At 55.1% G+C, this 12,194-nt stretch carries 13 protein-coding genes; 5 read left to right on the forward strand and 8 right to left on the reverse strand.

What is annotated here, in order from left to right:
* Together V5T82_RS13155 and V5T82_RS13160 are read right to left on the reverse strand one after the other, a co-directional pair.
* Positions 1 to 785: AAA family ATPase (locus V5T82_RS13155; RefSeq protein ID WP_332896113.1), on the reverse strand; the 785-nt coding region annotated here is incomplete at its 3' end.
* Between the two features lie 165 nt (positions 786 to 950).
* Positions 951 to 1,640 carry a hypothetical protein gene (locus V5T82_RS13160; protein WP_332896114.1) on the reverse strand — a complete coding sequence of 230 codons (690 nt, stop codon included), beginning with the start codon at positions 1,638 to 1,640 and terminating at the stop codon, positions 951 to 953.
* Between the two features lie 135 nt (positions 1,641 to 1,775).
* Here V5T82_RS13160 and V5T82_RS13165 point away from each other — a divergent pair, with 135 nt between their 5' ends.
* Positions 1,776 to 2,207: a hypothetical protein gene (locus V5T82_RS13165; RefSeq protein WP_332896115.1), complete on the forward strand. Its 432-nt coding sequence runs from the start codon at positions 1,776 to 1,778 to the stop codon at positions 2,205 to 2,207.
* 9 nt (positions 2,208 to 2,216) lie between these two features.
* Here V5T82_RS13165 and traT read toward each other — a convergent pair whose 3' ends face one another.
* Both traT and V5T82_RS13175 read right to left on the reverse strand, forming a co-directional pair.
* On the reverse strand, positions 2,217 to 2,957 hold the full coding sequence (gene traT / locus V5T82_RS13170) for a complement resistance protein TraT (protein WP_332896116.1): 741 nt from the start codon (positions 2,955 to 2,957) through the stop codon (positions 2,217 to 2,219).
* Entirely contained in the window at positions 2,954 to 4,489 is a 1,536-nt protein-coding gene (locus tag V5T82_RS13175; protein ID WP_332896117.1) for a S1C family serine protease, read from the reverse strand. Before V5T82_RS13175 ends, traT begins: the two co-directional genes overlap by 4 nt.
* A 167-nt stretch (positions 4,490 to 4,656) precedes the next feature.
* Between V5T82_RS13175 and V5T82_RS13180 the strand changes: the two genes are divergently transcribed.
* Genes V5T82_RS13180 through V5T82_RS13190 form a run of 3 tightly spaced genes read left to right on the forward strand, consistent with a single transcriptional unit; the run spans position 4,657 to position 7,425 of the window.
* Positions 4,657 to 5,544, forward strand: coding sequence for an S-methyl-5'-thioadenosine phosphorylase (locus V5T82_RS13180; RefSeq protein WP_332896118.1), 888 nt, complete (start codon positions 4,657 to 4,659; stop codon positions 5,542 to 5,544).
* Positions 5,545 to 5,559: 15 nt separating this feature from the next.
* Positions 5,560 to 6,657: an S-methyl-5-thioribose-1-phosphate isomerase gene (mtnA, locus tag V5T82_RS13185; RefSeq protein WP_332896119.1), complete on the forward strand. Its 1,098-nt coding sequence runs from the start codon at positions 5,560 to 5,562 to the stop codon at positions 6,655 to 6,657.
* 3 nt (positions 6,658 to 6,660) lie between these two features.
* A complete protein-coding gene (locus V5T82_RS13190; protein WP_332896120.1) occupies positions 6,661 to 7,425 on the forward strand; it encodes a class II aldolase/adducin family protein in 765 nt (254 codons plus the stop codon).
* A gap of 117 nt (positions 7,426 to 7,542) precedes the next feature.
* Here V5T82_RS13190 and V5T82_RS13195 read toward each other — a convergent pair whose 3' ends face one another.
* Genes V5T82_RS13195 through petA form a run of 3 tightly spaced genes read right to left on the reverse strand, consistent with a single transcriptional unit; the run spans position 7,543 to position 10,176 of the window.
* Positions 7,543 to 8,376 (reverse strand): cytochrome c1, encoded by an 834-nt coding sequence (locus tag V5T82_RS13195; protein WP_332896121.1) that lies wholly within the window; start codon positions 8,374 to 8,376, stop codon positions 7,543 to 7,545.
* A 3-nt stretch (positions 8,377 to 8,379) separates the two neighbouring features.
* Complete coding sequence (locus V5T82_RS13200) at positions 8,380 to 9,624, reverse strand: cytochrome b (protein WP_332896122.1); 1,245 nt, start codon at positions 9,622 to 9,624, stop codon at positions 8,380 to 8,382.
* Between the two features lie 6 nt (positions 9,625 to 9,630).
* Positions 9,631 to 10,176 carry a ubiquinol-cytochrome c reductase iron-sulfur subunit gene (gene petA / locus V5T82_RS13205; protein WP_332896123.1) on the reverse strand — a complete coding sequence of 182 codons (546 nt, stop codon included), beginning with the start codon at positions 10,174 to 10,176 and terminating at the stop codon, positions 9,631 to 9,633.
* A 280-nt stretch (positions 10,177 to 10,456) separates the two neighbouring features.
* On the opposite strand from petA, the gene V5T82_RS13210 reads away from it, so the two are divergent.
* Positions 10,457 to 10,912 carry a tRNA (cytidine(34)-2'-O)-methyltransferase gene (locus tag V5T82_RS13210; RefSeq protein WP_332896124.1) on the forward strand — a complete coding sequence of 152 codons (456 nt, stop codon included), beginning with the start codon at positions 10,457 to 10,459 and terminating at the stop codon, positions 10,910 to 10,912.
* Here the strand turns inward: V5T82_RS13210 and V5T82_RS13215 are convergent.
* Positions 10,909 to 12,183 carry a CCA tRNA nucleotidyltransferase gene (locus tag V5T82_RS13215; RefSeq protein WP_332896125.1) on the reverse strand — a complete coding sequence of 425 codons (1,275 nt, stop codon included), beginning with the start codon at positions 12,181 to 12,183 and terminating at the stop codon, positions 10,909 to 10,911. The genes V5T82_RS13210 and V5T82_RS13215 overlap by 4 nt on opposite strands.
* Between the last annotated feature and the right edge of the window lie 11 nt (positions 12,184 to 12,194).

The following is a 12,194-nucleotide window of genomic DNA, read 5'->3' on the forward strand; positions in this document are numbered from 1 at the left end:
CCGAACACAATGCCAGAACCTTCCGCGAGTAATTTAAGAGGGTCAATCTCAGGCTCTGACATATTTAGATTTATCTGGAGTCCCATCCCAGGGAACACTTCTGAAAACCGATTATCAATATGAGTTGCCGCCTCATTTGCCTTATCTTGGTGCTGATCAGTTGTACCCTTTACAGTTTCAATCAATGCAGATAACGCACTTCCAATATCTGATGCCTTGTCAGATAACTTGGTCTTTATGACTTTTGAAATTGGGCTCAAAATCAACTTCAAAAGTTTTTTGTGATACACGTCAGGCTCTTCCAATGACCCAACTCTTATAGGGGCTGGTAATCGACTTTTAAAAACATTGTCCAACCCAGCAGCATTTCCTTCGCTAGCCCAATCACCCTCCTCAATGGTCTGAGCATTTTCATTTGGTTTCCAAGTTGTTCTCTCTGGCTTATCGCCCTCTCTAAACCACTGCCATCGACTTCTAACTATTCGCAGATTTTCAGGGTTTTCAGGAGGAACAAACTTCCATTCTTCCGCCACATTCCCAATCCCCTCCGGAATATGAATGTCCAATATGATTTCAGTTGGTTCCCTATCCCCAGCTAGCTTACATCGTGCCCCGCGAGGAAGCTGTTTGCCTCCTTGAGCAAGCTCATAGGCATCAAGAACTGTGGACTTCCCTGAATTATTTTTTCCAACTAAGCAGGCAATATCGTTTAGAGGGATTGAAAGTCCATCTGAACCAATACAACCCAGGTTTCGTATTTTCATTTCGACTAGCTTGGAACGCACTTTTCTTCCTCCCAGCGATTATGTCACTAATTAGCTCGATCACACACAGCCGTAACAATCATAAGAGGTGTAAGTGTTTTATCAAACCCTTTTAGAGAGTTTTCTGTATCCAATAGGGTCAGAGTAAATTGATTTAGACCCCATCTTCCCCACTTCAACATCTAATCAATAACACGAGTATGAATACGACCCGCTGCTGGAACAGGTCCATGTTTTGTTGTAGAGCGTGTTGACGTTGGCGTTGTATGTGCTGATATTTTGGTTGTAGGTGTAGAGATTTTGGTTATAGGCGTTCAGCTGGTTTTGCAGTTGGTTCATGCGCATCTGTTGCTGGACTTGTTGAACCATCTGCGCGGTTTTTTGCTCCCCGATTTTGCGGCCCTGTTCGGCGGCTACGACGCCACTGTTGCGAAACTTGGCTTGTTCGCGCAGGGCTTTGGCCAAACCGTAATTGTAAACGGCGAAGGGGATTTCGCCCTTGAACAAGCCGTAGCGCAAATTGCTGAGGCGCTGTTCGACAATTTCTTCGGTGGCCGATGTCGGCATGTCGGCGGTGTTGCGCAGGGCGTGGCACGCGCGAATTGCGCCTTCCAAGGCCTTGACCGCGTGGCCTTCTTCTTCGCTGATGGGCGCGTTGCTCAAGATCATTTCGCGGGTGGGCAGTTCCCCCGGGAGAATGGGCATTTTGCCCTTGAGAACTGCGAATTCCGGGGCATTGAACAGGTCCGCGCAGTGCGCGTTCCCCTTTTGTTGGCTGACTTTCGAAAAGGCGGAATGTGCAGCTAAACAGCCGCTTAACCCCACGCCCGCTGATAGCACCACCAAAATACGAAGAATACCGACTTGCTGAAACATTGGCTCTCAAACCCTCAACACACATCATCTTTAAGTAACGGAAGGACAGAATAAATCAATCACCAGTATGGACAACCATAATAATATATATATCTTGTTACGCGTCTAGTTTGTATGTGTTTCAAGGGGGCAAAAATGCGCACCAAATTTGTAAATATTTTCGGCCTGGTGTTGACCTCTGCGGTCCTGTCGGCGTGTGCTCAATACTCTGTCGGCGGAACGTTTGAAGGCACCGGCCAGCAGTTTTTCGGTGAAGTGACGGTGATGCCCGGTGATATCGGGACCATCAAAATTGAAACCTTGGACGGCAGTGTGGCCTGCGACGGCACCAGCCGGGTGACCAGTCGGGCGTCGCTGATGACGGTGGTCGGTGCGCAAGGCATGGCAACGGCGGAATGTACGGACGGTTCCTCGTTTAAAGTCGATTTCATTCAAACCACAGAAAGCGGCGGCCATGGACAGGGGATTTCGTCGAACGGCTCCATTATCAAGTTGAACTTCAACACATCCAATGCCGTGGTGCGCAGCAGCTTGGAAATGGATCAGCTGGACGCTTTGATCCAGTAAGCCCTTCGCTTAGATGAGATCCGCCAAGATGCGCACGGCGCGGCGTCGAACTTCTTCGGTGATTTCAGATTGGGCGACATTTTTGCCACCGGCATAAATGGCAAGCTCGGTCGTATAGGTTTTGCGAAACCCGCCGCGAATGACCTTTTCGTCTTCGTTGGGGTCATCGATGTTTTTAAGCTTTTCACTGCGGCTAAAGGTAACGCGCTTGCGGCTTTCCTTGAAGGGTTTGACGATGCCGAACGTGACCCGTGCCACCACCATATACGTATTGTCGCGATCAAAGCTGCCGATGATGTGGCCCAGGGCCGCACCGGTTGCGGTGGCGGTGATGATGCCGCGCCGGGTGTCTCCGCCATATGTCGAGCCCAGCACGCCGCCCAACCAAGAATACGCGGCGGCTTGGGAGGATTGAACTTGGCCGCTGTACATGACGTTGACGTCAACCAGCAGGCCAAAGTCATCGGCCGTTGTCGGCGTGTAGCCGTTGGTTTCGTAAGCTGATTTCAAATCGCCGGTGAATTGGGACAAGTCAAACGCTTCGTCGCCGGACGTGTTGCGCGTGCGGACTTTCATTTTGCTGTTGTGATAAAATGAGGCATCCGTGACGAAGTTCCGCTCAATCGCCGAGCCGTACATGATGCCGGTGTCCTCATCCACCACCATGCCCATGCGCGGTTTGTTCGGGCCTAAGCAGCCGGACAATAACAATGCCGTAACGATCACGGCTCCAAGGGCTTTTAGCTTCATCGTTTGACTTCCTTCTTCGGGCCTGCGGGCGAGACGGAGTAGCCCGCCAAGTGGTCGTTCATAAAGTTCATCAGTTGGGAATAATGGACCGAGAAATTCAGGCCTTCGCCATCATTTCGTCCCCACGTGTTCATGCCGACGACACGGTTGCCCAAAAACAACGGCCCACCGGAATTGCCGGGATTGATCGGCGCATCGGTCTGGATGTAGAGGACTTTGTCCCCCGCACCATACGGCAAATTGATGGAATAGTGACGGCGGATGGCGCTAACGACACCGCGTGTGATGGAAAACTCCATCCTTCTGGGATGGCCGATGGCTTCTACGCTGTGTCCGACATCCACAGACTTTCCGGTATAAAAGGCGACGGGGCGCCCGCGCAGCTCCACCTTGACCAAGGCGACATCCAACAAAGCGTCCTTACCCAAAACGGTGCCAAAGGTCTCACGACCGTCATAGGTCTTCATTTCCACAAAGGGGTGATCTTCGACCACATGCCAGTTGGTCATGACCACCGTCGGCGTGACGTAAAAGCCCGTGCCCAATGACCCTGCGCCGGTGTAGATGGCGACGACGCTGTCGAACCGTGGGTCATTGAGTGGCCGGTCGTCGAAGGTGTTGGCATTGACGTTGGCCAAATTGATGTTGCGATCCTTCATCCAAGCTTTGCGGAGCGCGACCGGATTATTGATGGCGACGGCCTGGGAGCGCTTGGTGAGGTAGTCCTTAAACAGGGACGAAAGCTTCACGTCGAGGCTGTCCTTTTCGAAATCATCCACATCTTCTTCGCTGTCGTTGGTGTTGCGGATGGTCTCGCGCCGGGGGTCATAACTGGACACCCGGTAGGCGACTTCAAAACGCCGATCGTCGGTGATGTCGAAATTCGATTTCACATACGTGCGTTTGTGCCGGTCGATGACGTAGGTGGTAACACTCATGGCGCGGGTGGCATGAATTTGAGCCTTGTCGTATTCGTAGCTCAGAAGAATGGGCTCACCCAATCCGCCCGATTTATTGAGCCCCGATTGGTTGAGGTATGACTGCGCCAAGTTGCGATTGGAGGACAGACGTTGGACTTCCGACAGGGAGGAAATGGGATCGTCGGGCGCGACGCTCAATGCTTTTCCGCCATAGCCGAGAAATACAGTGGACGGAACGCCCTTCAAATTCACCACGCGGCGGCGGGCTTTGGCTTGCTGAACGTCGAAGATAAAAGCGAAGCGGGGGCCCGGGGCGTCGAAGTCTAGAATTTGGCCCAGCTCGGCACGCTCAGCTTCCACGGCCAGATCCAAATCCACCGACAGCGGAAAGTCGACGTGCCCCATGCGCAGTAAAGTTTGAGACGTGATCTCGCTCATCCACACCTTGCTGTCGTGGGGCTGCCCATAGACCCGGTCCAGCAGTGAAGCGTCGCCTGCCCGGGCGTTGGCAGGGACCTGCGCTGCGACAAACAGGGCCATCAGTGTAAAAGCGAGGAGGAGGCGCATGCCGGGAATCTCTTCATAGGTGGAACGGGTCTTGTTGGCAATCATGAGTATATATACGCGTTGGTTGTTCTGTCGATAATAAGTTCTCTTTTTGTACGATCCCAAGACGCTGTTCAAGGCATATCAAGGGCTGTTCTCCGGTCCATGTGCGTGCTAAAAGATCGGAGCACTTTTTTGCACCTGTTTTGAACTTGTTTAGGGGGAGTGTCTCCATGTCGACACCCAGTTCTGCACCCGTCATCGGCGTGATCGGCGGCAGTGGTATTTACGAAATCGATGGTCTGGCCAACACCGAATGGCGCAAGGTCGAAAGCTCTTTTGGGGAGCCTTCCGATGAGTTGCTGTTTGGCGAGTTGGACGGCCAAAAGATGGTGTTTTTACCGCGTCACGGACGTGGCCACCGCATTCCCCCATCGGACTTGAACTTCTGCGCCAACATTGACGCCATGAAGCGCGCGGGCGTGACGGAGATTTTGTCCGTGTCCGCGTGCGGTTCGCTTAAAGAAGACCTGCCGCCTGGCAAATTTGTGATCTGCGATCAATTCATCGACCGCACCTTTGCGCGCACCAAAAGCTTCTTCGGCCCCGGTCTTGTGGCACACGTGGCGCTGGGTGATCCCGTTTGCTCCCGTCTGGGCGATGCCTTGGAGGAAGCCGGCAATGAGATCGGTTTGGACTTTCAGCGCGGTGGCACGTACCTCGCCATGGAAGGTCCGCAGTTCTCCACCAAGGCTGAATCGAACTTGTACCGTAGCTGGGGCTGTGACGTCATCGGCATGACCAACATGCCCGAAGCCAAATTGGCCCGCGAAGCCGAGATGTGCTACGCCACCGTTGCCATGGTCACGGACTTCGATTGCTGGCATCCCGACCACGACCACGTCACCGTCGACAGCATTATTAAAACGTTGATGGGCAACGCCGACAAAGGCCGCAACTTGGTTAAAACTGTCGCGCCGAAATTGTCGGGCCGCACGGACACCTGTTCCGAGGGCTGCCAAACCGCACTGGACACCGCCATCATCACCGCACCGGACGCACGCGATCAGGACATGATGCAAAAACTAGACGCCGTCGCCGGACGCGTATTGAAGGGTTAAGGGGAGCTTTAGAATATGAAAGTCAACGGCAAGCCCATGCGCACCATCTGGGTGTCTAGCGATGGCCAAGCGGTGGATATCATCGATCAGACCAAACTTCCGTTCGAATTTGAAACGGTGCGTCTGGAAACGGTTCAAGAAGCCGCGCATGCAATTTTCGACATGCTGGTGCGCGGTGCGCCTTTGATCGGCGCCACGGCAGCGTATGGGTATGCCTTGGGCCTGAAAGCCGATCCGTCCGACGCCAACATGGATAAGGTCTATAAAACCCTTTATGAAGCCCGCCCGACCGCAGTGAACCTGCGCTGGGCCATCGATGAGCAAAAGTCCGTTGTAGCGGGCTTGGCACCGGAAGAGCGCTTTGCCGCAGCCTGGCAGCGGGCCCATGAAATCTCCGACGAAGATGTCGAGATTTGCGCCGCCATCGGTGAAAACGGTAAGACCTTGATCGAAGAAGCCTGGATCAAAGCCGACAAATCCCGTCCGGTGAATATCTTGACCCACTGCAACGCGGGTTGGCTCGCCACCGTGGATTGGGGCACGGCCATCGCCCCCATCTACAAAGCGCACGAAGCCGGCATTCCGGTTCACGTCTGGGTCGATGAAACCCGTCCGCGCAACCAAGGTGCCAGCCTCACCGCGTGGGAGCTCAACCAGCACGGCATTCCGCACACGGTGATTGTGGACAACGCAGGCGGTCACTTGATGCAGCACGGCAAAGTCGATCTGTGCATCGTCGGCACCGACCGCACCACGTTCACAGGGGATGTCTGCAACAAGATCGGCACATACCTGAAAGCCTTGGCCGCGTATGACAACGGCGTGCCGTTTTATGTCGCATTGCCGGGGCCGACCATCGACTGGACCATTCAAAACGGTTTCGACATTCCCATCGAAGAACGCGATGATGCCGAAGTCACACAGATGAACGGCAAGGACATGAACGGCAACGTGGTCAACGTGCGCATCGTGTCCGAAGGCTCCAAAGGTGGCAACCCGGCGTTCGACGTCACACCGCGCCGCTTGGTGACCAAGCTGATCACCGAACAAGGCGTGTGCGACGCGTCCGAAGACGGTTTGCGCAATCTTTATCCGAACGCGCTTGGGGTCTAGTCCATGCAGTTTGTGGATCTGCGTCAAAAAGTCATCAAAACCGCACTTGCTCTAAATTCGACAGGGTTGAGCGCGGGCGCGTCGGGCAATGTGTCGGTGCGCGTGCCCGACAAAGACGGCGGTGGCTTTTTGGTGACGCCGTCGGGGGTGAAGTATCACAAGCTGCGCCCCGAAGATATTGTCTACATGGACTTCGAAGGCAACGTGGTCGAAGGCGACTATGTGCCGTCTTCCGAATGGCGCTTTCACATGGATATCTACAACGGCCGCAACTACGCCAAAGCCATCGTGCATGCCCACCCGCCCTACTGCACCGCGCTGGCGTGTCTCAACAAAGAAATCCCGTCGTTCCACTATATGGTCGCGGTGGCGGGCGGCAAAAGCATCCGGTGCTGCCGTTATGAGCCGTTTGGAACGCCGGAACTGTCCGAGGCGGTCTTAGAGGCCCTAGACGGGCGCCGGGCGTGCTTGATGAGCCACCACGGCATGATCGCTTACGGCGACAACCTGGAAAAGGCTTTGAGCTTGGCGGTCGAAGTCGAAGTCCTGGCCCAGCAATATCAATTGGTCCTGTCCATGGGTGAGCCGGAGCTGTTGTCCGACGACGACATGGAACGGGTCATGCACCAGTTTTGGACCTACGGCGACAACGCCCAAAAGATCGAAAATGAAAAGCGCCGCAAGCCGCGCAAAAAATGGTCGGCCAACATCAGCTACCCGAAGCGCTCAACGTTTTATCGGCGCCCGGATGAGAAAGACGGGCTGTAGACACGTAACGTTCTGGTCCACGCTAATCAGTGCTGCGCGCGCTGGGTTTGTCAAAACAAAAGCCCCCGTCTCTTGCGAGACGGGGGCTTTGTGTTTAACCAAACTCAAGTCAGCCGATTAAAGCTTCTTTTGTTTGTCCAGGTCAGCTTGGTATTGTGATTCATACGGACCGTGGGTGTACTCGTCCAAGCACACGCGGCTCCAGATGCGATGCTTGAGCGCATACAACATGGCGGTCAGGATGATGAGGTACAACAGAACTTTCAGGCCAAGCGCTTTGCGCTCTTCCAATTCCGGTTCTGCAGCCCAAGCCAAGAACGTGGTGATCAACTTTGCTTCTTCTTCCAGGCTGACTTCTGTGCCATCCGGGAACTCTACGCTTTCGCCGTAAAGCGGTTGCGCCATAGCAATGGCGTGACCGGGGAAGTATTCGTTGTAGTTCAAGCCTTCGGGGATCGAGACACCTTCCGGAGCTTCGTCTTTGTAACCCACCAACAGGGAGTACAAGTAGTCCGGACCACCCTTGCGGGCTTTGGTCATGACCGACAGATCCGGCGGAACTGCGCCGTTGGCAGCAGCGGCTGCCTTGTCGTTCGGATACGGAGCAACGATGCGGTCCGACAGACGCGCGGGACGTTCGAACATCTCGCCTTCGTCATCGGGGCCGTCGGTGACTTCGTACTCGGCAGCCAATTCTTTGGCTTCGTCTTCGGTCCAGCCGATGTCGACCAAGTTGCGGTAGGCAACCATGTCCATGGAGTGACAGCCGTTACAGACTTCGAAGAAGATCTGTCCGCCTTTTTTCACATCCTCACGGTCGAACGTACCGAACATGCCTTCCCAGGACCAGTCGATGTCGACGGGTTTCACGGCTCCACCAGCGGCGGTTGCCGAAGTGGCGCTCAGTCCAAGGGCTAAGCCCACGGTTGCTGCAATAAACAGTTTACGCATGGCTTAGTCCTCCTTCGCGCGGCAGTTCTTCGCCACTTCTTCGTAGATCGAGCTCGGCAGAGGCTTGGTTTTTTCGAGTTTACCAAGCAACGGCAAGATGATCAGGAAGTGAGCAAAGTAGTAAGCGGTTGCGATCTGACCCCAGATGAGCATTTCCATGCCCAAGAGCAGATCCGTCGGCGAATGGAAGCCGATGTAGCCCAAGAAGATGCAGTCCAGGAAGAAGATCCAGTACAGCTGCTTGAAGACCGGACGGAACTTACCGGAACGGACTTTGGACGTATCCAACCAAGGCAGCACGAACAGGATCAACACACCTGCGAACATCAACAACACACCACCCAGCTTGCTTTCGACAGCACGCAAGATCGCGTAGAACGGCAAGAAGTACCATTCCGGGACGATGTGCGGCGGCGTCACCATCGGGTTGGCCGGGATGTAGTTGTCCGGCTCACCGAAGAAGTTCGGCGCGTAGAAAACAAAGAACATGTAGAAGATCAGGAAGATGCCCAGACCGAACAAGTCTTTGATGGTGTAGTACGGGTGGAACGGCATCATGTCCTGCGGGGTTTTGATGTCGATACCCAGCGGGTTGTTGGACTTGTGAACGTGCAGCGCCCACAGGTGAACCACAACAACCATGACCAAGACCATCGGCAACAGGTAGTGGAACACGAAGAAGCGGTTGATGGTCGGAAGATCGACCGAGAAACCACCCCAGATCCATGTCACGATGTAGTCACCGACAACCGGGAATGCAGAGAACAGGTTGGTGATAACCGTTGCACCCCAGAAGCTCATTTGGCCCCAAGGCAGAACGTAACCCATAAACGCGGTGGCCATCATCAACAGATAGATGACAACACCAACCATCCACAAGATTTCGCGGGGCGCCTTGTAGGAACCGTAGTACATGCCGCGGAACATGTGGATGTAGACGACGATGAAGAACATCGACGCGCCGTTCATGTGCAGATAGCGCAAGAGCCAACCGTAGTTGACATCGCGCACGATGCGTTCAACCGATGCAAAAGCCACATCAACGTGCGGCTGGTAATGCATGGCCAAGAAAATACCCGTGGCCAACATGATCACCAAAACGATGCCGGCGAGAGAACCGAAGTTCCACCAGTAGTTCAGGTTTTTCGGCGTGGGGTACGAAATTACGTTGTGATCGGCGTAGGAAAAAATCGGTAACCGATCATCGATCCATTGAACCAAGCGGTTCGAATATTGACTGCTACTCATGACCGCTTATCCAATCTTAATCATCAATTCATCAGTAAAGACATACTGAGGAACCGGGAGGTTGAGCGGAGCCGGACCCTTGCGGATGCGGCCGGATGTATCGTAGTGCGAACCGTGGCACGGGCAGTACCAACCGCCGAATTCACCGCGGTCGTCACCGGTTTTTTGACCGGACGGGATGCAGCCCAAGTGGGTGCAAACACCAACGGTGATCAGCCATTCAGGCTTTTGCACACGATCGGCGTCCGTTTGCGGGTCGCGCAGGTCGTCCACAGCCACGGCGCTTGCAGCTTCGATTTCGGCTGCGGTGCGGTGGCGAACGAAGACCGGCTTACCACGCCACATCACGGTGATGGACTGACCAACTTCGATGGAGGACAAGTCCACCTCGGTCGAAGCCAGAGCCAACGTGTCTTTGGCGGGGTTAATGGAGTGAATAAAGGGCCAAGCCGCTGTGGCTACGCCCGCCGCGCCGAGCGCGGTAGTGGATAGCAAAAGGAAGTCACGGCGAGGGCCGTCTACCTCTGGAGTGTTCGTGGGATTATCCGTCATGATGACGCCTTTCCTGACCTTGGTCACAGGCTTTTCACAAGCTCACGGCGGGAAGCTTTTTTTATAGGGGTAGACGTTGAGATCCACCCCTTGGACCGCATTTGCGCTGCCCGTTTAGCCACCCTGCCAAACGTTCAAACGAGCCTGTCAAAGAATAGACCTGCTCGCATTCGGCACACGTATAATGGAAATCCACACTAGAAAAAAGGGAAAATTTTAACTGACTCTAATATAATAAGTTTGCGGTTGCGAAGTGAAACCTGGAAAAGTACCTAAAATCATGAACTTAGCCCAATTTCAGCCCGATATCCCCCAAAACACCGGAACACTTTTACGCATGTGTGCATGCCTCGATATTCACGCTGATATCATCGAGCCCTGCGGGTTTGTCTTCTCAAGTAAGCACTTAAGACGTTCGGGGATGGACTATTTAGACTTAGCTGAGGTCACCCGGCACACGTCTTGGACCGAATTTCGTCAACAAAGACAATTAGATGAGGGGCGCCGAGTGGTGCTTTTGACGACCAAGGCGGATGAGTTATACACAGGTTTCCGATTCCAGCCGGACGATGTGTTGCTTTTGGGCTCCGAAAGCACCGGCGCGCCGGCTTATGTCCACGACGTTGTGGATGCGCGCATCACCATTGCCATGGCCGACAACACCCGCTCGCTCAACATTGCGGTCGCGGCGGCGATGGTGGTGGGGGAAGCTTTGCGCCAAACCCGGGAACTTTAGGTTCTCAGAACGTGATTGAGCCGGTCCAAGCAATCTTCCCGGTTCGGACGGAAGTCCTGTGAACGCCACCAGTCTTTCACGGTGTTCAGTGCCTGGCCGATTTCAGGGCCGTGCAGCCCCCCTAAGTCAATGACGTCTTGGCCGCGCAGCGGGAAGGGCGGGATTTGGGTGGTGATGGCCGTTTCAATCAGCGAGCGCCAGCGCTCTGTGCGGTCCCGGGGTAGGTGAGAGACCAGAGCCAATTCTGCCGCCCAAGCCAAAAGCCCCCGGTCCACAACACTGTCGCTGCCCACATCCATGTGCGCTTGGCGCAATTGGGACTCGCTCATGGTTTCAAAGATTGTGGGGCCCGGCGCGGTCATGGCCAAAAGGTGTTTCTTTTCGCGGTTGGAGAACTTTAGTCGCACCGCGACGGCTTCGACCTCGGCGGGGCTTAAGCCTGGGTCCAGCAGGGCGGCCAAGCGGCGCACGGGATCGATTTCGACGCCGTCGAAACGCACGGCGCGCTCCAACAGCCATTGCAGCATGCGCAGCCGCCCGACGTCACCGGCTTCGGGGAGAATGTGCTCAATCACTTTTTCACCGCGCATCAACGTGATGGTGTCCGCCGGGTGGGGCGCGGTGAGGATGCGAAACAGTTCGCCCCGCACCCGTTCGCCGGACAGTTCAGGCAGGCGGTGGGCCAACTTGCGGCACGCGCGGAGCGCCTTGCCGTTGATGGGCGGCTTGCCGTATTCGGCGTTGAAGCGAAAAAACCTGAGCAGGCGCAAAACGTCTTCTTCGATGCGCTGCTCAGGCTCGCCCACAAATTGCACCTGACCTTTGCCTAAATCGTCCAAACCGTCGTAGGGGTCGTAGACGTTGCCGTCTTCATCACACGACATGGCATTGATGGTGAAGTCGCGGCGCGCGGCGTCTTGGGTCCAATCGTCGGTAAACGCGACCCGCGCTTTGCGCCCGAAGTTTTCGACATCAACACGCAAGGTCGTAATTTCGAAATGATGATTGCCGATGACGGCGGTCACGGTACCGTGCTGGATGCCCGTGGGGATAACGTGAATGCCATCTGCTTCCAATAAGGCTTGAACGTTTTCGGGCTCCAAAGGGGTGGCGATGTCGATGTCTTTTGCGGCGCGCCTCAACACGGCGTCACGCACGCACCCGCCAATGAAGCGCGCCTCAGCGCCCGCTTTGTGAAACGCGTTCATGACGGCCTGTGTTTCGGGCCAGCGCATCCATGGCTGGGGAGCGATCAGTCCTGTGGGTTCCAAGGGGCCGGTCC

This window comes from Magnetovibrio sp. PR-2 (assembly GCF_036689815.1).
In the GTDB taxonomy this organism is placed as follows: domain Bacteria; phylum Pseudomonadota; class Alphaproteobacteria; order Rhodospirillales; family Magnetovibrionaceae; genus Magnetovibrio.